Below are 19,463 nucleotides of genomic sequence, written 5' to 3'. Positions count from 1 at the left end.
CGCAGGGTCTGCGCTATGCTAATCCCCCTTTTGTTTTAAATACCTGACGTTATGACACCTGCTGCCACTCAGACTCAGCTCAACCTGCGCATCATTTCGATCGTGGTTTTTACCTGCATTTGCTATCTGTCGATCGGCCTGCCGCTCGCCGTTTTACCCGGCTACATTCACTATCAGCTCGGCTATAGCACCTTTATTGCCGGCGTGGTGATCAGTCTGCAATACATCGCCACCCTGCTCAGCCGGCCGCACGCCGGGCGCTACGCCGATATCTGGGGGCCGAAAAAAGTCGTCAGCCTCGGGATCGTCTGCTGCCTGCTGAGCGGGGTCTTTACGCTGGCTGCGGTGCTGCTGCAATCCGTTCCGCTGCTGGCGGTCGCCGCGCTGCTGGTTGGCCGAATTTTCCTCGGCGTGGGCGAGAGCTTTACCGCCACCGGGGCGACGCTGTGGGGAATTAAAACCGTCGGCGCGATCCATACTTCCCGGGTTATCTCCTGGAACGGGGTCGCCACCTACGTAGCGATGGCGGTTGGCGCCCCGTTGGGGGTGCTGCTCAACGGCTATTTTGGCATTAGCGGTTTTGCCGTGGTGGTGGTGGCGGTGGCCTTTATCGGGCTGCTTTTTGCCCGCACGCGCCAGGACGTCAGCGTTAGCGGCGGGGTTCGCGCGCCCTTTCACGTGGTGGTGCGCAAAATCTGGCCCTACGGCCTGGGGCTGGCGCTGGGGACGGTAGGCTTCGGGGTGATAGCCACCTTCATTACCCTCTACTTCTCCGCCCACGACTGGCAGGGCGCGGCGTTTACGCTGTCGCTGTTCAGCGTCGGTTTCATCTGCATTCGTCTGGTGCTCGGCAACACCATCACCCGCTACGGCGGCGTGCCGGTGTCGCTGGCCTGCTTTGTTATCGAATGCATCGGCCTGCTGATTATCTGGCAGGCTTCGTCTGCGTGGGTGGCCGGGATCGGCGCCTTCCTGACCGGCTCCGGTTTCTCGCTGGTCTTCCCGGCGCTGGGCGTCGAGGCGGTGAAACAGGTTGAGGAGCAGAACCAGGGCACCGCGCTGGGCACCTACTCGGCGTTCCTCGATCTGGCGCTCGGCCTGACCGGCCCCGTTGCCGGCTGGGTTGCCGGGTATTACAGCCTGGGAACTATTTATCTGCTGGCGGCGGCGGTTGTGGTGATGGCATTTATCTTGATATTCCGCGTATACCTGCAACAACGCGCCGCTTTGCGGCGGGCCTGAGGAATTGTATTCGGCGGGCCGCCCCGCCGAAAAAGGTAAAAAAGTAATCAAGAATTGACTGTTATTCGGCATCCGTGACACCATCCGCTCAACGCCCGGCAACGGGCGTACTGGCGATACGGGTGAGATATCAGAGATCGAATAATAAACGATCCGTGCCCGTTATCATGGCCAATCCGAATCACTGACCTCGACGGTGAATTCCTGAGTCTGGCGGGAAATACATACATGCATCAAAGTTTTAATCAGCGGGTTCATTTCTATTACTGCATATTAATCGCGCTGAAAATACACGGAAAATCGAAGAAAGCGGGCGGGATCAGAGGAAAAAATAACTTCCTGCTGAAATGGCTGCGTAAAGCGCAGGACAACAATATTTTCCACCCGGATATTACCAGCGAGATTGAGTGGCTGCGGGGGAAAATAATCCAGGCCGGATACGATACCGATCTTGAGCCGATGCTGGATTTTGTCTATGCCACCGCTAAACGCGCGGAGTCGCTAAAGGACGCCGATTAAGCCGGCGAACGCACGTAAGGCTTTCACCCGCCCCCGTTTTACGTGACGCTGTCACGTAAAGCATAAAAATGGGTAAAATCATTTTACCCGCGGTCAATGCCATCTATGCTGATGAACGAGTTTATCTAACCCGGAGTCATCGATGGCAGACTGGAATCCTTCGTTATATCTACAGTTCGGCGCCGAGCGTACCCGCCCCGCAGCCGAACTGCTCGCCCGTATCGCCCACCATCCCGTTACCCTCGCCGTTGACCTTGGCTGCGGGCCGGGGAACAGTACCGCGCTGCTGCATCATGCCTGGCCCACGGCGACGGTGATCGGCGTGGATAATTCACCGGCGATGCTGGAAGAGGCCTCCCGGTCGCTGCCGGCGTGTCGCTTCGTTACCGCCGATATCCGCGAGTACCGGCCCGAGCGTGCGGCGGATGTAATTTACGCCAACGCCTCCCTGCAGTGGCTTACCGACCACCAGACGCTGTTCCCGCAGCTCGTTGCGCAGCTGGCGGATAACGGCATTCTGGCGGTGCAGATGCCGGATAACTGGCAGGAGCCGTCGCATACTTTGATGCGTCAGGTCGCCCAGGAGCTTGGGCATCCTGACAGCGGACGCCACCCGCTTCCCACCGCCCGGCAGTATTACGACATCCTGACGGCCAGCGGCTGCGAGGTCGATATCTGGCGCACCACCTATTACCATCAGCTCGATTCTCATCAGGCGATTATTGACTGGCTGCAGTCGACGGGGCTGCGTCCTTACCTGCTGCGCCTCGACGACAGCCAGCGCGACGCCTTTCTCAACCGTTATCTGACGCTGCTGCAGGAGCACTATCCGTTACAGTGTAACGGAAAAGTACTGCTGCTGTTCCCTCGCCTGTTTATCGTCGCCCAACGCCGGGCCGCTGGCTGATAGCATCTGCCGGGCGCGCACAATGTCGCCCGGCCTGCACCGCCAATCGTCCCGGTTTTCAGGATTGATTATCAAAAATGTTGCGATATTAAGAAGTATTTCCCTGTGCCACTCTCTGTTCATCCTCTTATGACAACCGGAGATATGAACGATGGCATCACCTAACCGCAATAACCTGGCCGGGATCGCGCCGAAGCTCGCCCAGCTGACCGAAGAGGTGCTTTTCGGCGATATCTGGGCCCGCAGCGAGCTGTCGCCGAGAGAAAGAAGCCTGATCACCCTTGCCGCCCTGACGGCGCTGGGCAGAGAAAAACAGCTGCCGTGGCATATTGATTTTGCGGCGAGCAACGGCCTGACCCGCGCTGAAATAACCGAAGTCTTCACCCACCTGGCCTTTTATGCCGGCTGGCCCGCGGCCGTCACCGCGCTCTCCTGCATACCGCCGGAGGATTCAGCATGCCTTTGACCCGAATAACGATTCGCGCCGGCTATGACGATGAGTGGACTGCGCGGCTTTCCGCGCTATTTCATCAAACTCTGGTGGACGAGTTTGCGGTCCCCGCGGCGGATAAATTTCAGTTTATCGACGTTCTGCCCGACGCCCGGCGCATCGTCGATCCGCACTACCTCAGCGGTGGGCGCAGCGCAGACTTTGTGCTGTTTCATATTTTTGCCGGCAAGCCGCGCAGCGCGCAGCAGAAAAAGCGCCTCTATCGGCGACTGTGCGACCGGCTGCAGGCAGAGCTCGGCATTGCCCCCGATGATGTGATGGTGGTGATTCAGTTTAATCATACCGACGACTGGAGCTTTAGCCGCGGTGAAATGCTGGCGGGACAGGTTGAGGGCTAACTAACTAACGGCGCCGCAGCGGGCGCCGTACTGCCGGATTTACCAGGGGAGATGGTGCACCAGGGAGAGATCCCAGGCGGTAGCCAGCAGTGAAAGAAAGATGATCAAATTAACGGTCGTCTCGATGCGTTTTTCCATTTTTGATTCTCCTGAGTCGTTTTCCGCTATTAGACAGGGAAAATCTTAACAACTGCTTATCGCTGGCGGCTTAGAGCATCACCCGATAGCGGACATACTCATCCGCCGGGGTGAATTCATCATACAGCTTACGGGCGGGATTATCAGCACGCGTATGCCAGTAGAGGCGCGACCACCCTTTCGCTTTCCCTTCCGCATGCAGCGCCTGCATCAGCGCTCTGGCGACTCCGCGTCCGCGCATTGCCGGGTCAACGAACAGATCTTCCAGATAGCAAACGGGCGTTTTCACCCATGTTCCTTCGTGAAGGACGCAAATAGCGAAGCCAACCACCCGGCCGTCGACGACCGCCGCCCGGCCGATAACCGGAGATGCGCCGTCCAGCAGGCGTTGCCAGGTGTATTGCGTCACATCGTCAGGCTGCGGGCTGCCGTAAAAACAGGTGTAGCCCTCCCACAACCCTAGCCATTGCAACTTGTCCTGCGGCTGCAGCTCGCGAATATTGATGACCATCGTACTCTCCCACCTCAATGTGAATAGGCCATTATTTTCCTCGAAGACGATTACTTCAAGCGCTACCGGCGCAATTTGCCACTGCCGGCCCTGTGGCTGCTAAAAGCGATGAGGGTCACAAACCGTGCCCGATGAGCCGCAGGAAAGGTCAACGGCAGCGCTTTAGTCTGCCTATGTGCCGGGTCGTTAAGGTATAATGCGGTTTCTCAAGGGGAGAGGGATGATGAAGCGGAAAAACAAAGTCACAATGAACGATATCGCCCGTACGGCGGGTGTGTCACAGGCAACGGTATCGTTGGTCCTTAATCAGTCCCGGAATATCAAGCTGAGCGAGGAGACCCGTCAGCGGGTGATCGCCGTCGCGACCGAGCTCGGCTACGACCGCCTACCGGCGATTCACGCCCCGCGAAATCAGGAAGAAGTGGCGCTGCTGGTCAGCACCCTGCAAAGCTACGATCCCTTTATCGATGCCATCAGCCAGGCGCGGGAAGCGGCCTGGCGCAATGAAGTGCTGCTGACCGTCTATGATTACGGCGACGACGTCGAGCTGGCGATTAATATTATTCGCCAGTTGGAACAGCGTAACTGTATCGGCATTATTCTCGCCTCCCCGGTGACCACGCTTGTAGATATGACCGATTTTCAGGACTGCACCCGCCTGCCGCTGGTCCTGCTCAACCAGCGCGACCCGGATTCGCCGCTGCTGCCTTCGTTTGTTCCCGACGACTACGCCAACGCGTTTCAGGTGACCCGTCATCTGATCTCTATGGGCGCGACGCGCATCGCGCACATCACCGGCGAAAGCTGGATGGAGGCGACCCGCCAGCGGCTGGCGGGGTATCAGGCGGCGCTGGAGCAGGCCGGACAGGCGTACGATGAGCGCCTGGTGCGCCGGACCAACTGGCAGTTCAGCGAGTCCTTTACCGCCACCTGCTCTCTACTGGAGCAGCAGGATCGCCCGGACGCCATCTTCTGCGCCAGCGACTGGCTGGCGATCGGCTGCTATCAGGCGCTGGCGGTCAACGGCGTCCGGCTGCCGCAGGATATCCTGCTGGCGGGATACGACGATCAGAAAATATCCGAACAGCTCACCCCACCGCTCACCAGTATTCAGCTGCCCTACAGCGAATTAGGGCGACTGGCGGTGGAGTATCTGTGCAATCAGGAGGATGCGGCGACGCACGTGATGCTGGCCGGCCGGCTAAAGGTGAGATCCTCCAGCACTCGGGAATAAATTATCAATAAACGCCTGCCTGCAGAACATCACGTCGGAGGCGACAGCGCGCCGGGATATGTGTAACTATTCCCGGTAATTATTCCCGCTAACTTTCCGTACTGGTACGGCTGACATGCTTTCAGTTCCCTTTCCGCTTATTACCTTATCCGCCCTGCTTATCCTGCTGGCAACGGCCCTGTTTGCGCAAAAACAGCGCCACGCGGGCACTCTGCGTTTCGTGCTTGCCTGTATCGTGCTGGTTACCGTCAGCACGCTGCGCTGGGAATATGAATCCAGCATCCTGCGCAATATCCAGTCCGGGCTGGCCATAATGCTGCCGCCGCTGGCCTGGCACTGTTTTGTCTCGCTGACTGAGATTGGCCGGCGGCGTCACCTGCTGCTGCTGTTCGCCCCCGCCGCTCTCGCTCTCATTATCAGGATTGTTTGGCCGCCGGCGACGGATCCGGTCCTGTTTTTACTTTTTGCCGGCTACGGGTGCAGCCTGCTGCGCCTCGCATGGCGCGGGGAGCACCGCTTCACCCTCAGCCGTCTCAGCGAGTCGCCGCAGACCACGAAAATGGCCTTTTTTGCCGGCTGTTTTCTCTGTCTATCGGCGCTGACCGACCTTGCCGTGACGTTTGACTTCAGCCTGACCGGCGGCAGGCTGGCGCCGGCGATCGTGATGGGTTTTCAGGCCGCGCTCCTTCCGCTGATTGCGGCGGCTATCGTTATCGCCGGACGGCCAGCTGCGGTTGCGCAAGCTGAGAGTAAAGCCGCGCTCCCGACGCGGGCCGCGCTGCCGGAGGAAGAGCTGGCAAACGTTTACGCCGGCCTCGAGAAGCAGGTACGGGAGACGGAGCTCTATCTCAATCCCGACCTGACGCTGAGCCTTCTCGCCAGAAAAACCGGGATCCCCGCACGCCAGCTCTCAGGGGCGGTCAATGCTATCAGCCAGTGTAACGTCTCGCAGTGGATTAACGGTTTAAGGATTGAACGGGCGCAGGCGCTGCTGCTCAGCACCCCGCTGCCCGTTACCGAAATCATGTTCGAGTCCGGATTTACCACCAAGTCCAATTTTAACCGCGAGTTTCAGCGCATTTGCGGCCTGTCGCCTACTTCGTTTCGTCAGCAGGCGGGCGGTAATCCAGTGCCGAATTAAGAAATCTGCCGATCTTAGGTATCAGCGCCTGGTGAATAGCGGCGCGGTCTCCTCCGCTACCGTCGCGACAAACGATGCCGTCACCGGGCGTCTCCTCCTCAATAAGCGCCTCGGCGCCAGGCTTGCATAGCTGCATGAAGCTGAAATGAGTGGCGCCTTCAACGACCTCATACTGCCTGCGCTGCGGATCCAGGTTGGCCGCAAGATAGCCTGACTCCTGCCCTGCATCGAGGTCCGCCAGCTTGTCCCCCTGGGCCGCAAGGATCAGTACCGGAATGCCGAGCGCGCGCAGGCTCTGCGGGGTAAAGCCGGGGGCGAAGCCGAGATCCAGAGAGACCACCGCCTTGATTCTGGCATCCCTGAGGTCCGCAAAGCGCGCATCCTGCGAGCGGGCGCCATCGATGCCGAGCTTTTGCGTTAACCGGCAGTCGCCTCGCTGCGCATGGTGCTGGCAGTCGCTCAGCATGCGGGCGGAATCGAAGCGGGCTCCCGCCAGCGACATCACCGTCCATCCGCCGAGAGAGTGGCCTAAAGCGGCAATTCGCCCGGTGTCGACCTCCCCGACCAGCGCGGAAGAGCGCAGAGTGAAGTCAATCACCTGGCTGAGATCCTGCGGACGTCGCCACAGGCGCTTCGCATCGCGCGGATCCTGATTAAAGGTGGTGGTTCCGGGGTGATCCGGCGCCGCGACAATATATCCCTGGGCGGCCATGGCTGCCGCTATCCACGATAAATTGCGCCAGTTGCCGTTATAGCCGTGAGAGATAACCAGCAGAGGGTGGGCTCCGGGCCGCGCAGGCGCATTACGAATAACGGCGACCCCTTCGAACGCGGGATTGGCGCCGACATTTTCCGTCTTTCCTGCTGCAGACGTTGGATACCATACCGCCACGTCCAGGCTTTTCCCCTGCGGGTCTGTCAACGCCAGCTGGCGAAACCCCGGATCGGCGTGAACCTGGATACAGATAAGTAAAGCCGGTAATAAAAGAAACCCTCTTCTGAACATCATGTTGACTCCTGCTGTGCTGAATTGAGGCCCATTTATAGATGAGCCGCGGCATCAGGGCGTCCCAGAACGCGATCGAGGCCGTGAATTTGCACATTTACGCTAGTTTTCGGCATCAGCAGGAGACCGCGCCCTCGGATTCAGGCGTGGAGAATGCGCCATATCCCATTCTGTAGAACGAAGCGGCGCTGGAGCATCAGGTCTGCTCGCTCAATTTAATCGGCGACCTAATGTATGTTGTAACTATTTCGAGGGGATAAATAACCCGGCAATCGCCGGGTCAACGTTTTGAACGGGATATCAGCAGAGCGGTGTAACCGCCTCGCGCATGCCTTTGAGCAGGATGGCATCGAGGTCGAGGGTTACCTGCTCCACCAGACCGGGAACCTGGCTCAAATCCTGCTGCCAGTGCGCCTCGACCGACAGCACCGCTTTCACCAGTTCACTCGTACTCAGCTGCGCGTCACGATGCGCGGACCACAGCGCCCGGTAGCGCTCCATCCATTCGGCATCGTCCTGCAGCGGATAGTTTTGCTCATTGCGCTCGCCGCGATAGAACGCCATCAAGGCCGCCAGCGCGAAGGTCAGCCGGGGGGCTAGTTTACCGTTTTTCGCCTGCCCCGTCAGCAGCTGCGGCAGAATGCGGGTGCGGTATTTCGTCATGCCGTTGAGCGCAATCGACAGCAGCTGATGCTTAATGTAGGGATTGCGGAAGCGCCCGGTTACCGCGCTGGCGAAAGTCTCCAGCTCTTCGCGGGGTAAGTCCAGCTGCGGAATAATTTCCTCGTAAATCGCCTTTTCGACGAACGAGCAGATCTGGCTATCGTTCATCGCTTCCCCGACGGTATCCAGCCCTGCCAGGAAGGCAACCGGCACCAGCGCGGTATGCGCGCCGTTGAGAATCGCCACTTTACGCTCTTTGTAGGGCTTAATATCGTCGACAATCAGGACGTTAAGCGCCAGCTTATCGAGGCGCAGCTCCGCAGCCAGCGATTTAGGCCCTTGAATAACGAAGAGATAGAAGTGCTCGGCGGTCGCCAGGAAGGCGTCTTTGTAGCCGAGCTGCTGTTCGATTTGCAGCGCTTCATCGCGCGGATAGCCGGTGACGATGCGGTCCACCAGCGTTGAGCAGAAGGTATTCGCCTCATCCAGCCAGGCGCTAAAGGCTTCCGGCAGCGCCCACTCTTTGGCGTAGCGCAGGACCAGCTCGCGCAGGGCTTCGCCGTTATAGTCGATAAGCTCGCAGGGAATAATGACCCAGCCTTTATCGCTGGCGCCGGAGAAGCAGCTGTAGCGCTCAAACAGCAGGCGCGTCAGCTTAGCCGGATAGCTTACCGCCGGGGCATCGTCAAAGCGGTCTCCCGCATGGTAGCTGATACCCGCTTCGGTGGTATTGGAAAACACAAAGCGGATATCCGGGTTGTGCGCCAGGCGCAGGTATTCGGCATAGTCCGCATAGACGCTGATTTCCCGGGTAATGCTGCGGATCATGCGCGCATCGCTAACCGCCTCGCCCTTCTCGTTCAGCCCGCGAATAATCGTGGTATAGAGGCCGTCCTGTACGCTCAGCGACGGCGGGAACTCGCTCTCAATGGGGCGCACGATGACGACACCGGCGTTCAGGTCGGTATGCTCATTGAGCAGATCGACCTGCCAGTCGATAAAGGCGCGTAAGAAGTTACCTTCGCCGAACTGGATAACGCGTTCAGGATACTGCGCGCCGGGAAAATCGCGACGATTTAGTGCTTTCACAATGGGTTCCCTCATAGAGTAGTCATACAACCTGGGTAATTGGTGTAATAACTTATCAGCTTTCTCTACGACTAAAACCCCGTTTTGATCAAACCATCGGCGGTTATTGCAGGAACTTATAGAACAACGAGGTGGCGGTCATCTTTCCGTCCGGCATCAGCGCATAGCGCGGAATTTCCCCGGCTTTTTCCCAGCCGCACTGAACGTAGAAGCGCTCGGCGCCGCTGCCTGTTGCGGTATCCAGCACCAGCACGGATTTACCCTGGTCGCGGGCGACCTCCTCCAGATAGTTCATCAGCGCGTTGGCCAGCCCCTGCCGTCTGGCATTTTGGTGAACCAAAAGTTTAGCCACGTCCGCACGGTGTGGCTGGTTTTCCGGCTGGCTGACAATAAGCTGGACGGTACCGACAATCTGATGATGTTCATTTTCCGCCACCATCACAATACGCTCTCCGGCAGCAACGCTTTGCGCCGTCCGCAGCCAGAAGTCGCTGGCCGTTTGCGCGGAAAAGGGCAGCATAAAGCTGACCGACGCTCCGCCGTTCACGCAGCTGGTCAAAATGTCGGTTAACGGTTGAATCTGGTCGAGGATTTCTTCACGCGAGAGCGTGCGCAGGGAAAAGGATGTGGTCATGATAGGTTCCTTAAAATTGACCACATCACTATGTTTTTAACTTAAATTTAACACAAGCAAAATCACTATCGTTTTTTCTTATTACCGCCTTCAGGCCAGTCCGGGGGTACAAACGCGATTGCGCCCCGCTTTCTTGGCGCTCACCAGATAGTCGTCGGCGGCCATCAGCAGCTGATTAAAGAGCTCGGTTATCCGCTCGTTTCCTACCGGACGAGACTCCAGCCCCATGCTCACGGTCAGGCGGATCTGATTCTGTCCCCAGACAAAGGTCTGCGCCTCAACGCCCTGGCGGATTTTCTCCGCCAGCGCCTGGCTCTCCTGCATCGATGAGGTCAGGGTCGCCACCGCGAACTCCTCCCCGCCGATGCGCGCCACCATTCCCTGCTCGCCCGCCAGCTGGCGCACCTGCTGGGCAAACTGCGCGAGAACGCAATCGCCGCACTCGTGCCCCCAGCTGTCGTTGACCCGCTTAAAGCCGTCGATATCCAGCACCATTACGGTCAATAGCTGCCCTTCCGCCAGCGGCTGCCGCTTCAGCGCCTCGCCGAGTCCGGAGCGCGAATAAACGCGCGTCTGGAAATCAAAATCGGCGCGCAGCGCCAGCTGTTTCACCAGATTATTTATCGCCTCGACGCTCGAGGCGACGATCACCGGGCTAATCAGCATCGCGGCGATGCCAAGACGGGTGGAGAAGAGCTGCCACGGCTGCATCCGCGCGTCGGGAGAGAGATGAATCAGCGAGTTTGCCACCAGCAGAATTTCGCTGATGCCGGTTATAAACGTCAGCAGGCAGGTCAGCGGCAGCGGATAGCGAATGGCGCACCAGATCAGCGCCGGCAGCGGGAAGGTAATGCTCCCTGCTCCGCCCACGCTAACCCCGAGAATAATCGACAGTACCAGCGCGATAACCGGCAGAAGCTGACGGAAGCGGAAGGCGCCGAGCGCGGAAGGCAGCGTCAGCGTCAGAATAAACGGCAGGATCAGCACCGCGGTCGAGAACTGCTCGCTAAACCAGTCCGCCAGCTGAGGAATAAAGGTGGCGCGCTCGACGTCCACCGAACCCAGCGCGCCGACGGCCGCGCACAGCAGCGCCGCCAGCAGGCAATAGCAAAACAGGCTCAGCGCATTAATTGGCCCTGGCATAGAATCAGCGCGTCGTTTATCCCACAGCACCAGCTGTGCCAGGGTCACAATAAAGACAATATTGGAGAAATTAATCAGCAGCGAAGCAAAGCCCATTCCCCAGCGCGAGGTTAAGCCGTCATAAACCAGCATCGCGGCAAAGCAAACCGCGTAAAAATAGCTGCGGTTTAGCCAGACGTAACGCGCGAAGATCCCTGCCATCACGGCATTCAGCGGCCAGAAAAACGAAAGTTCCTGCACCAGGCGCAGCATGGCGCCAAAGAAATGAAGCAGCAGCGTTAACGTGAATAACACCAGCGCATCACGCACGGGCTGCTCCTCACGAAACAGCGTGAATGACCGAATCGACAGTGAAGACATTCAGTAATTATCCGTCTAATTGTTTCAGGCAATTATTATGTTAATAATTAGTTAGCGGATTATCATAGCATGAGAATATTTATCAGGCATACATATGCCTGATTGTTGCTCACTATCAATGGCCGGGAGAATTCATCTGCAGCACCAGCCAATGGTGAATAACCTGCACAACGTAGCGCTGCTCGTCGGCGCTCAGCGCCCGGCCTGGCGGGATCGCGTGCCACTTTTCGAGGCAGCCGCGACAGCAGGTGGCGGTGGCGTGCTGGGCGATAAATACCGGATGACCGCGCATCGGCGTTTGCTTGCCGTCGTTCGGGATATTCGCCGGTGCCAGTCGGCGGGCAATAAAATCCGCCGCGTGCTGGTCAATCGTCTCCGCGCCTTTATCGAAACAGTATTGCCGCTCTTTTATTCCCAGCTTAAAGCGGGAACGAAAGGCCGACCGCTGCAGCCGGCTAAATAAACCGTTGAACGTATCCATCAGAATACCGACCTTCCCACCTTCTGCGTGAGTTTCTCCAGCACCGCGATCCCGGCCAGCGAATTTCCGGCCTGGTCCAGCTCCGGGCTCCATACCGCAATGGCCATCTCCTGGGGAACGATCGCCACAATCCCGCCGCCCACGCCCGATTTTGCCGGCAGCCCGACGCGCCAGGCAAACTCCCCGGCGTTTTGATACATCCCGCTGGTCATCATCAGGGCATTGACCTGGCGCGCCTGAATCGGTGCGATCACCGGCGTATCGAGATGCGGCGCCATGCCGCGATCGGCGAGGAACAGAAAGGTCCGCGCCAGCTCAACGCAGCTCATCTCCAGCGAACAGTAGTGGAAATAGTTTTGCAGCACCGTCGCGACGTCGTTATGAAAATTGCCGAAGGACTTCATGAGCCAGGCAATCGCCGCATTGCGCGCCGAATGCTCAAACTCGGAGCGCGCCACCAGCGGGTCGTAGGCGATATCCGCCACGCCGCTCAGGCGTCGGACAATTTCCAGCATCCGCTGGCGCGGCGCGCTGAGGCGGCTTTGCAGCATATCGCACACCACCAGCGCCCCGGCGTTAATAAAGGGATTGCGCGGTTTTCCCTGCTCGATTTCCAGCTGCAGGAGCGAGTTAAACGGCTGGCCGGATGGATCTTTCCCCACCCGCTGCCAGATCTCCTCCTCCTGATAGTGGTTCATCGCCACCACCAGACTGAGCACTTTAGAGATGGATTGAATGGAAAAACGCTCATGGGCGTCACCGGCAAAATAGTGCTGCCCGTCAACCGTGCAGATCGCGATGCCAAGCTTATTGCCGCTCACGCTGGCCAGCGCCGGAATGTAGTCCGCCACCTTGCCGCGCCCAATCAGCGGCCTGATTTCTGCCAGAATTGCATCCAGCATTGCATTATTGATGACCGTCGCCACACCCGGCTCCTTGCCCACATCCAAATTCGGGCTGCGAGTATAGCAGAGCGCGGCGACGGGCGTCAGGCGCTAACGTCGATTAGCGGCGGTCTTTCCATACGGTCTGCACGTTACAGAACTCATGCAGCCCAAAGTGCGAGAGCTCACGACCGAAGCCGCTTTTCTTCACGCCGCCAAAGGCCACCCGCGCGTCGCTGGCGCTGTAGCCGTTGATAAAGACCCCGCCGCACTCCAGCTGGCGGGAGAAGCGGTCGGCCTCTTCGACGCTGGCGGTAAAGACGGTGGCCGACAGGCCAAATTCGCTGTCGTTAGCCAGTTCGAGAGCGTGCGCGGCGTCGCGAGCCACGGTGATGGTGGCAACCGGGCCAAATAGCTCCTGGCGGAAACCGGTCATTTCTGCGGTCACGTTACCCAGCACCGTCGGCGCATAGTAGTTACCGGCACCGGCAAGCTTTTCGCCGCCGAGCAGCAGGGTCGCCCCTTCCGCCAGCGTCGCCGTCACCTGCTGATGGAGCTCGTCTCGCAGGTCGAAACGCGCCATCGGCCCAAGATAGTTGGCCTCATCGCGCGGATCGCCCATTTTCAACGCCGCAACGGCGGCAACGAATTTTTTGCTGAACGCATCGGCAATCCCGGCCTCGACGATAAAGCGCTTCGCCGCCGCACACACCTGCCCGGTGTTCTGGTAGCGTCCGATGACCGCCGCCTTCACCGCTTCGTCGAGGCTGGCGTCGTTGAGCACGATAAACGGATCCGACCCTCCCAGCTCGAGGACGCACTTCTTCAGCGCGGCACCGGCCTGGGCGCCGATCGCCTTCCCGGCGCGCACGCTGCCGGTTACCGTCACCGCGGCAATACGCGGATCGTTAATGGTCTGCGATACGCCGTCATTGGTGGCGTTAACCCAGCCAAATACGCCGGCCGGCAGCCCGGCCTCAGCGAAGATATCGCCGATCAGCGCCGCGCTGCCCATGACGTTCGGCGCGTGCTTGAGCAGATAGCTGTTTCCCGCCAGCAGGATCGGTACCGCGCCGCGCAGGACCTGCCACAGGGGAAAGTTCCACGGCATAATCGCCAGAATGGCGCCCAGCGGGCGGTATTCGATAACCGCCTTATTCTCTTCGACCTGGGTGGCTTCGGTTGCCAGCATTGCCGGACCGTGCTCGGCATACCAGTCGCAGAGATTGGCCGATTTGGTCACTTCGCCGCGGGCCTGGGCAATCGGCTTGCCCATCTCCAGGCTTATCATCTGCGCCATCTCTTCCGCCCGGCTGCGCAGGACGCTGCCGACCTGACGCAGCGCATCGGCGCGCTGGGCTACGCTGGCGGCGCGCCACTGACGATAGCCCTGCTCCGCAAGACCAATCGCCGCATCGACCTCTTGCTCAGTAGCCCAGGGCAGAGACGACACAATTTCACCGGTGGTCGGGTTCACGGAAACCGCATGAGTTGCAGATAAATTCATCGTTATTCTCTCTGTATTGATGGCGAATGTTGATTGCGAACTGACCTCATTCTGGCTTACGCTTCCATTCATTGAAAATGAATAATATTAAGCAACCCGTTCACAAAAGAAGAATACTATGGACCTGACCCAGCTTGAGATGTTCAACGCCGTCGCCGCCACCGGCAGCATTACCCAGGCCGCGCAGAAGGTGCATCGCGTCCCTTCGAACCTCACCACCCGCATTCGCCAGCTGGAGGCCGACCTCGGCGTAGAGCTGTTTATCCGCGAGAACCAGCGCCTGCGCCTTTCTCCCGCCGGCCATAGCTTTCTGCGCTATAGCCAGCAGATCCTGGCGCTGGTCGATGAGGCGAGAATGGTGGTGACCGGCGATGAGCCGCAGGGGCTGTTTTCGCTCGGGTCGCTGGAGAGTACCGCTGCGGTCAGGATCCCTTCAGCGCTGGCGCTCTATAACCAGCGCTACCCGAAAATCCACCTGGCGCTCTCAACCGGCCCTTCCGGCAATATGATCGACGGCGTACTGGAGGGCACCCTGAGCGCGGCATTTATCGACGGACCGCTGGTGCACCCTGGCCTCGAAGGCCTGCCGGTGTTCCCGGAAGAGATGATGATCGTCGCCCCCGTAGGCCATACGCCGATTACGCGCGCCAGCGAGGTGAACGGCGTCAACGTTTACGCGTTTCGCGCCAACTGCTCCTACCGGCGCCATTTTGAAAGCTGGTTCCACGCCGATCGCGCCACCCCCGGACGGATCCATGAGATGGAGTCCTATCACGGCATGCTGGCGTGCGTGATTGCCGGCGCCGGGCTGGCGCTGATCCCGCGCAGCATGCTGGAGAGCATGCCCGGCCATCAGCAGGTTTCCGCGTGGCCGCTGGCCGAAGAGTGGCGCTGGCTAACGACCTGGCTGGTGTGGCGGCGCGGGGCGAAAACCCGCCAGCTGGAGGCGTTTATAGCGCTGCTGAACGAAGATCGGCAACGAGCAGTTTCTCCATAAACAGGCTCAGCGGATCTTCCTGATAGGGGGCAAAGGGGCTGCGCGTTTGATAGCCGCTGCGGGTATAGAGCCTGACGGCGGCCTGCTGGTAAATGCCGGTTTCGAGGCGCACGGTGTGGCAGTCGCGGCGGCGAGCCTCGCTTTCCAGCGCCTCCAGCAGCCGTTCGCCCAGCATTTGCCCGCGATGATTAGGATCGATAAACACCCGCTTCATTTCGCCAAAGCCATCGTCGTCAAGGACGATAGCTCCGCAGCCCACCGCCTGCTGGCTGTCATCCCTGATCAGCAGCACGATAACCGACTCCGCCTGTAGCTGGCTCAGGTCGACAAGGTGGTTGCTCTCTGCGGGATAGAGTGATTCCTGAAAAGCATCCAGTTGGGCAATCAGGGCGGTCAGGTCGGGATGGGACAACGAGGTTGGGGCGATGGTGTACATTGCTGGCTCCTTTTTTTGAGCCACTGTAGCGCACGCGTAGGCCGGTCGTTCATAGCATTAACTTATCGCGCCGCTCCTCCCTGAGCGGCGCGCTCTTTTACGCGTTGACCTGGCGCAGAGCAATTTTGCCAATCAGGTAGGTTACCGCCTGGCCGCCAATCAGCACCCGCTCGCCCTGCCACTGACAGCGCAGGTCGCCGCCGCGGGCCGATACCTGACGCGCCTGCATCTGCGTTTTGCCAAGCCTCTCGCCCCAGTAAGGGATCAGCATGCTGTGGGCCGAGCCGGTGACCGGATCTTCGGCTACGCCCTCGCCGGGACAGAAGAAACGGCTAACGAAGTCGTACTCCTCGTCCGCCGCGCTGATACAGACCATCTTGCCGAGCCGCTGGAGCTGGTGCATGTCCGGACGGACGGCCTCAACCTGCTGACGATCCGCCAGCACCACCAGATAGTCACGCCCGACCCGCACCTCCAGCGCGTGGCTAATTCCCAGCCCGGCCAACAGCTCGGCGGGCGGGTTGGCAACTTCCGTCGTCGACCACGCCGGGAAGTCGAGGGTCAGCCAGTCACCGTTGCGCGTCACCTGCAGCTCGCCGACAAAACGGGTGCTGAATACGATCGTGGCGGACGGATGGTCAAGGTATTCAAAAATAACATGCGAGGCCGCCAGCGTCGCGTGGCCGCACAGGTCAATCTCATACTGCGTGGTGAACCAGCGCAGCTCATAGCCTTCATCGGTGCGCACGAAGAAGGCGGTCTCCGACTGATTATGCTGCTGCGCCATTTTCAGCAGCGTCTCGTCAGGCAGCCACTCGGTGAGCGGGCATACCGCCGCGGCGTTACCGCCAAAGTTACGATCGCTGAAAGCATCTACCAGATAAAAATCAATTTCCTGCATCGCTATAGTCCTTTTTTATTACTTATCCTCAACATGACATAAAAGCGCGATGTGCACACGATCCAGAGAGAAATTAATCTGTTAGCCCGTTTATCACCGCAACGGAAAAATGAGACGCAGATCACAAAATGATTGTATTTTCAGCAGCAATCGTTTTAAGATCGCCTTCTCTTCTTCCTCTAAGCACTAGTTCAAAACCTATGATTACAAACACGGTTTCACGCAGGGTCGCGTGGCTTCGGGTAGTCACGCTGGCGATCGCCGCTTTTATCTTTAATACCACCGAATTCGCGCCGGTCGGCCTGCTGTCCGATATTGCCGGCAGCTTTGGGATGGAAACCGCCCAGGTCGGCATGATGCTGACTATTTACGCATGGGTTGTGGCCCTGATGTCGCTGCCGTTTATGCTGCTCACCAGCCAGATGGAGCGCCGCCGCCTGCTGATCGGCCTGTTTATTCTGTTTATTGCCAGCCACGTGCTGTCGTTTTTTGCGTGGAGCTTTAACGTGCTGGTGATCAGCCGTATCGGTATCGCCTTTGCACACGCGGTGTTCTGGTCCATTACCTCGGCGCTGGCGATCCGCATGGCGCCGCCGGGAAAACGCGCCCAGGCGCTGAGCCTGATCGCCACCGGCACCGCGCTGGCGATGGTCTTTGGTATTCCCATCGGCCGCATCGTGGGTCAGTATTTCGGCTGGCGCACCACCTTCCTGGTCATCGGTCTTGGCGCGCTGGTCACGCTGGTGTGTCTCTACAAGCTGCTGCCGAAGCTGCCAAGCGAGCACTCCGGTTCGCTGAAAAGCCTGCCGCTGCTGTTTCGCCGCCCGGCGCTGCTCAGCATCTATCTGCTGACCGCTATCGTGGTGACGGCGCACTACACCGCGTACAGCTACATTGAGCCGTTTGTGCAGACGGTGGCCGGTATGAGCGGTAATTTCGCCACCGTATTGCTGCTGGTGCTCGGCGGCGCGGGGATTATCGGCAGCGTGCTGTTCGGCAAGATGGGCAATAAGCACGCTTCGGGGCTGATTAATATGGCGATTGGCCTGCTGCTGGCCTGTCTGCTGCTGCTTCTGCCGGCCTCGCAAAACGCCAACCACCTGATGCTGCTGAGCATCTTCTGGGGCGTGGCGATTATGATTATCGGCCTCGGAATGCAGGTTAAGGTACTGGCGCTGGCCCCGGACGCAACCGACGTTGCGATGTCGCTGTTCTCGGGGATCTTTAATATCGGTATCGGCGCCGGCGCGCTGGTCGGTAGCCAGGTGAGCACCCATCTGTCGATGGCCTCTATCGGCTACGTCGGAGCCATTCCGGCGCTGGTAGCGCTGGTCTGGGCGGTGATGATTTTCCGCCGCTGGCCGGTGTCGCTGGAAGAGCAGCCCCACCACTCCTGACAGCGGCAATAAAAAAGCCGGATAGCGCTACGCTGTCCGGCTTTTTTGATCGGCTGTTTCCCCGTCAGGCATGATAGGTGGTAATGATTTCCAGCACCCCGTTAATAATAAACTGCACGCCCATGCACACCAGCAGGAAGCCCATCAGGCGGGAGATCGCCTCGATGCCGCCCTTCCCGACCATACGCATAATCGCCCCGGAGCTGCGCAGACAGCCCCACAGAATGATCCCTACCAGGGCGAAGATAATCGGCGGCGCCACCAGCACCACCCAATAGGGGAAATCAACGCCGTGTTTCACCGTCGACGCCGAGCTGATGATCATCGCAATGGTCCCGGGACCTGCCGTACTCGGCATCGCCAGCGGCACGAAGGCGATATTGGCGCTCGGCTCATCGACCAGCTCTTCCGATTTCATCTTCGCTTCCATCGAATCGTGCGCTTTGTGCTGCGGGAAAAGCATCCGAAAACCGATAAAGGCGACAATCAGCCCTCCGGCAATACGCAGTCCGGGTATCGAAATGCCAAAGGTGCTCATGACCACCTGACCGGCGTACCACGCGACCATCAGAATAATGAACACATACACCGAAGCCATCAGCGATTGTCGGTTACGCTCGGCGCTGTTCATGTTGCCCGCTAACCCGAGGAACAAGGCCACGGTAGTGAGCGGGTTTGCCAGCGGCAATATCACCACTAACCCTAACCCTATCGCTTTAAAGAGTTCGATCATGATTAATTAAGGCCCTGTTAATATTACACTATTAAAAAAGTTTTCCGGCGCAAGTATAGCTTTTATGCCGTTGGTCTTGCCAGCGCTTATCTTGCTTCTGCCGCCGCGCCAGCGCCGTCTCGCCCCCGCTATCGGCGCTATTTATTGCCGCTTTAGCAAATCGTGTCATCAGCTAATTCATCAGGTTGACTTATGATTGCCTAGGCAATAATATCCACAGCAATTAAATAATTGCCTGGGCAACCATTGTGAAAAGCACAAGTGACCTGTTTAACGAAATGATCCCCCTCGGTCGCTTGATCCAGATGGTTAACCAGAAAAAAGATCGCCTGCTCAACGAGTACCTCTCTCCGATGGATATCACTTCCACCCAGTTCCGGGTGCTCTGTTCCATTCGTTGCGAAGTATGCATTACCCCCGTTGAGCTGAAAACCGTGCTCTCGGTCGACCCAGGCGCAATGACGCGCATGCTCGACCGCCTGGTCTGTAAAGGCTGGATTGAACGGTTACCCAACCCCACTGACAAACGCGGCGTGCTGGTGCAGTTAACGCCAGACGGCGCGGCGCTATGTGAGCAATGTCATCAGGTTGTGGGTCAGAAATTGCACCAGGAATTAACAAAAAATCTGTCGGCGGATGAAGTGGTCACCCTTGAGTATTTACTCAAGAAAGTCCTGCCGTAATAAGAAGA

General features: G+C 58.8%; 21 protein-coding genes. 10 read left to right on the top strand and 11 right to left on the bottom strand.

The features are described from left to right. The first annotated feature begins 51 nt into the window (after positions 1 to 51). The 5 genes from HCK03_RS13175 to HCK03_RS13155 all read left to right on the top strand — a co-directional run bounded on the left by HCK03_RS13175 (position 52) and on the right by HCK03_RS13155 (position 3,517). Positions 52 to 1,242, top strand: coding sequence for an MFS transporter (locus tag HCK03_RS13175; RefSeq protein ID WP_076947514.1), 1,191 nt, complete (start codon positions 52 to 54; stop codon positions 1,240 to 1,242). A 228-nt stretch (positions 1,243 to 1,470) separates the two neighbouring features. Further along, positions 1,471 to 1,761 carry a hypothetical protein gene (locus tag HCK03_RS13170; protein ID WP_041145621.1) on the top strand — a complete coding sequence of 97 codons (291 nt, stop codon included), beginning with the start codon at positions 1,471 to 1,473 and terminating at the stop codon, positions 1,759 to 1,761. A gap of 142 nt (positions 1,762 to 1,903) precedes the next feature. Next, positions 1,904 to 2,668, top strand: coding sequence for a trans-aconitate 2-methyltransferase (gene tam / locus HCK03_RS13165; RefSeq protein WP_167691708.1), 765 nt, complete (start codon positions 1,904 to 1,906; stop codon positions 2,666 to 2,668). Positions 2,669 to 2,819: 151 nt separating this feature from the next. After that, complete coding sequence (locus HCK03_RS13160; protein ID WP_041145623.1) at positions 2,820 to 3,134, top strand: carboxymuconolactone decarboxylase family protein; 315 nt, start codon at positions 2,820 to 2,822, stop codon at positions 3,132 to 3,134. Next, positions 3,125 to 3,517 (top strand): tautomerase family protein, encoded by a 393-nt coding sequence (locus tag HCK03_RS13155; RefSeq protein WP_041145624.1) that lies wholly within the window; start codon positions 3,125 to 3,127, stop codon positions 3,515 to 3,517. The genes HCK03_RS13160 and HCK03_RS13155 overlap by 10 nt, the downstream gene beginning before the upstream one ends. A 208-nt stretch (positions 3,518 to 3,725) precedes the next feature. Here the strand turns inward: HCK03_RS13155 and HCK03_RS13150 are convergent, their stop codons facing one another. Further along, positions 3,726 to 4,166: a GNAT family N-acetyltransferase gene (locus HCK03_RS13150; RefSeq protein ID WP_167691707.1), complete on the bottom strand. Its 441-nt coding sequence runs from the start codon at positions 4,164 to 4,166 to the stop codon at positions 3,726 to 3,728. Positions 4,167 to 4,389: 223 nt separating this feature from the next. Here HCK03_RS13150 and HCK03_RS13145 point away from each other — a divergent pair, with 223 nt between their 5' ends. Together HCK03_RS13145 and HCK03_RS13140 are read left to right on the top strand one after the other, a co-directional pair. Beyond that, the gene (locus tag HCK03_RS13145; protein ID WP_041147638.1) at positions 4,390 to 5,400 is read left to right on the top strand and encodes a LacI family DNA-binding transcriptional regulator; all 1,011 of its coding nucleotides are present in this window, start codon (positions 4,390 to 4,392) and stop codon (positions 5,398 to 5,400) included. Between the two features lie 115 nt (positions 5,401 to 5,515). Then, positions 5,516 to 6,541: a helix-turn-helix domain-containing protein gene (locus HCK03_RS13140; RefSeq protein WP_167691706.1), complete on the top strand. Its 1,026-nt coding sequence runs from the start codon at positions 5,516 to 5,518 to the stop codon at positions 6,539 to 6,541. Here the strand turns inward: HCK03_RS13140 and HCK03_RS13135 are convergent. The 7 genes from HCK03_RS13135 to sad form a co-directional block, all read right to left on the bottom strand. After that, positions 6,495 to 7,547, bottom strand: a complete 1,053-nt coding sequence (locus HCK03_RS13135; RefSeq protein ID WP_167692438.1) for an alpha/beta hydrolase family protein — start codon at positions 7,545 to 7,547, stop codon at positions 6,495 to 6,497. The genes HCK03_RS13140 and HCK03_RS13135 overlap by 47 nt on opposite strands. A 300-nt stretch (positions 7,548 to 7,847) precedes the next feature. After that, positions 7,848 to 9,299, bottom strand: coding sequence for a tagaturonate reductase (locus HCK03_RS13130; RefSeq protein ID WP_167691705.1), 1,452 nt, complete (start codon positions 9,297 to 9,299; stop codon positions 7,848 to 7,850). 103 nt (positions 9,300 to 9,402) lie between these two features. Then, on the bottom strand, positions 9,403 to 9,933 hold the full coding sequence (locus HCK03_RS13125) for a GNAT family N-acetyltransferase (protein ID WP_115192681.1): 531 nt from the start codon (positions 9,931 to 9,933) through the stop codon (positions 9,403 to 9,405). Positions 9,934 to 10,023: 90 nt separating this feature from the next. After that, complete coding sequence (locus tag HCK03_RS13120) at positions 10,024 to 11,436, bottom strand: GGDEF domain-containing protein (RefSeq protein WP_041145629.1); 1,413 nt, start codon at positions 11,434 to 11,436, stop codon at positions 10,024 to 10,026. A gap of 115 nt (positions 11,437 to 11,551) precedes the next feature. Further along, complete coding sequence (locus tag HCK03_RS13115) at positions 11,552 to 11,917, bottom strand: DUF4186 domain-containing protein (protein ID WP_041145630.1); 366 nt, start codon at positions 11,915 to 11,917, stop codon at positions 11,552 to 11,554. After that, complete coding sequence (gene glsB / locus HCK03_RS13110) at positions 11,917 to 12,843, bottom strand: glutaminase B (RefSeq protein WP_167691704.1); 927 nt, start codon at positions 12,841 to 12,843, stop codon at positions 11,917 to 11,919. Before glsB ends, HCK03_RS13115 begins: the two co-directional genes overlap by 1 nt. Before the next feature lie 79 nt (positions 12,844 to 12,922). Further along, positions 12,923 to 14,308: a succinate-semialdehyde dehydrogenase gene (gene sad / locus HCK03_RS13105; RefSeq protein WP_143716686.1), complete on the bottom strand. Its 1,386-nt coding sequence runs from the start codon at positions 14,306 to 14,308 to the stop codon at positions 12,923 to 12,925. Between the two features lie 118 nt (positions 14,309 to 14,426). Here sad and ptrR point away from each other — a divergent pair, with 118 nt between their 5' ends. Then, entirely contained in the window at positions 14,427 to 15,305 is an 879-nt protein-coding gene (gene ptrR, locus HCK03_RS13100) for a putrescine utilization regulator PtrR (RefSeq protein ID WP_041145633.1), read from the top strand. Here the strand turns inward: ptrR and HCK03_RS13095 are convergent. Together HCK03_RS13095 and HCK03_RS13090 are read right to left on the bottom strand one after the other, a co-directional pair. Next, positions 15,259 to 15,741 (bottom strand): GNAT family N-acetyltransferase, encoded by a 483-nt coding sequence (locus tag HCK03_RS13095; protein ID WP_115192678.1) that lies wholly within the window; start codon positions 15,739 to 15,741, stop codon positions 15,259 to 15,261. The genes ptrR and HCK03_RS13095 overlap by 47 nt on opposite strands. A gap of 97 nt (positions 15,742 to 15,838) precedes the next feature. Further along, positions 15,839 to 16,642: a PhzF family phenazine biosynthesis protein gene (locus HCK03_RS13090; protein WP_123552307.1), complete on the bottom strand. Its 804-nt coding sequence runs from the start codon at positions 16,640 to 16,642 to the stop codon at positions 15,839 to 15,841. Positions 16,643 to 16,842: 200 nt separating this feature from the next. Between HCK03_RS13090 and HCK03_RS13085 the strand changes: the two genes are divergently transcribed. Continuing rightward, positions 16,843 to 18,039 (top strand): sugar transporter, encoded by a 1,197-nt coding sequence (locus HCK03_RS13085; RefSeq protein WP_045858241.1) that lies wholly within the window; start codon positions 16,843 to 16,845, stop codon positions 18,037 to 18,039. A gap of 64 nt (positions 18,040 to 18,103) precedes the next feature. Here HCK03_RS13085 and HCK03_RS13080 read toward each other — a convergent pair whose 3' ends face one another. Then, positions 18,104 to 18,772 (bottom strand): MarC family NAAT transporter, encoded by a 669-nt coding sequence (locus tag HCK03_RS13080; protein ID WP_041145637.1) that lies wholly within the window; start codon positions 18,770 to 18,772, stop codon positions 18,104 to 18,106. 248 nt (positions 18,773 to 19,020) lie between these two features. Here HCK03_RS13080 and marR point away from each other — a divergent pair, with 248 nt between their 5' ends. Beyond that, positions 19,021 to 19,455 (top strand): multiple antibiotic resistance transcriptional regulator MarR, encoded by a 435-nt coding sequence (marR, locus tag HCK03_RS13075; protein ID WP_041145638.1) that lies wholly within the window; start codon positions 19,021 to 19,023, stop codon positions 19,453 to 19,455. Positions 19,456 to 19,463 lie beyond the last annotated feature (8 nt).

It is taken from the genome of Klebsiella terrigena (genome assembly GCF_012029655.1).
Lineage (GTDB): Bacteria > Pseudomonadota > Gammaproteobacteria > Enterobacterales > Enterobacteriaceae > Klebsiella > Klebsiella terrigena.
This window is presented reverse-complemented; position numbering and strand designations above follow the sequence as displayed.

Excerpts from the sequence above, each read along its gene's own strand:
- sad (WP_143716686.1), bottom strand. The coding sequence starts at position 14,308 with ATGAATTTATCTGCAACTCATGCGGTTTCCGTGAACCCGACCACCGGT.
- HCK03_RS13095 (WP_115192678.1), bottom strand. The coding sequence starts at position 15,741 with ATGTACACCATCGCCCCAACCTCGTTGTCCCATCCCGACCTGACCGCC.
- ptrR (WP_041145633.1), top strand. The coding sequence starts at position 14,427 with ATGGACCTGACCCAGCTTGAGATGTTCAACGCCGTCGCCGCCACCGGC.
- HCK03_RS13155 (WP_041145624.1), top strand. The coding sequence starts at position 3,125 with ATGCCTTTGACCCGAATAACGATTCGCGCCGGCTATGACGATGAGTGG.
- HCK03_RS13140 (WP_167691706.1), top strand. The coding sequence starts at position 5,516 with ATGCTTTCAGTTCCCTTTCCGCTTATTACCTTATCCGCCCTGCTTATC.
- HCK03_RS13170 (WP_041145621.1), top strand. The coding sequence starts at position 1,471 with ATGCATCAAAGTTTTAATCAGCGGGTTCATTTCTATTACTGCATATTA.
- HCK03_RS13085 (WP_045858241.1), top strand. The coding sequence starts at position 16,843 with ATGATTACAAACACGGTTTCACGCAGGGTCGCGTGGCTTCGGGTAGTC.
- HCK03_RS13090 (WP_123552307.1), bottom strand. The coding sequence starts at position 16,642 with ATGCAGGAAATTGATTTTTATCTGGTAGATGCTTTCAGCGATCGTAAC.
- HCK03_RS13175 (WP_076947514.1), top strand. The coding sequence starts at position 52 with ATGACACCTGCTGCCACTCAGACTCAGCTCAACCTGCGCATCATTTCG.
- HCK03_RS13160 (WP_041145623.1), top strand. The coding sequence starts at position 2,820 with ATGGCATCACCTAACCGCAATAACCTGGCCGGGATCGCGCCGAAGCTC.
- HCK03_RS13080 (WP_041145637.1), bottom strand. The coding sequence starts at position 18,772 with ATGATCGAACTCTTTAAAGCGATAGGGTTAGGGTTAGTGGTGATATTG.
- HCK03_RS13150 (WP_167691707.1), bottom strand. The coding sequence starts at position 4,166 with ATGGTCATCAATATTCGCGAGCTGCAGCCGCAGGACAAGTTGCAATGG.
- HCK03_RS13125 (WP_115192681.1), bottom strand. The coding sequence starts at position 9,933 with ATGACCACATCCTTTTCCCTGCGCACGCTCTCGCGTGAAGAAATCCTC.
- HCK03_RS13120 (WP_041145629.1), bottom strand. The coding sequence starts at position 11,436 with ATGTCTTCACTGTCGATTCGGTCATTCACGCTGTTTCGTGAGGAGCAG.
- HCK03_RS13115 (WP_041145630.1), bottom strand. The coding sequence starts at position 11,917 with ATGGATACGTTCAACGGTTTATTTAGCCGGCTGCAGCGGTCGGCCTTT.
- HCK03_RS13135 (WP_167692438.1), bottom strand. The coding sequence starts at position 7,547 with ATGTTCAGAAGAGGGTTTCTTTTATTACCGGCTTTACTTATCTGTATC.
- HCK03_RS13145 (WP_041147638.1), top strand. The coding sequence starts at position 4,390 with ATGAAGCGGAAAAACAAAGTCACAATGAACGATATCGCCCGTACGGCG.
- tam (WP_167691708.1), top strand. The coding sequence starts at position 1,904 with ATGGCAGACTGGAATCCTTCGTTATATCTACAGTTCGGCGCCGAGCGT.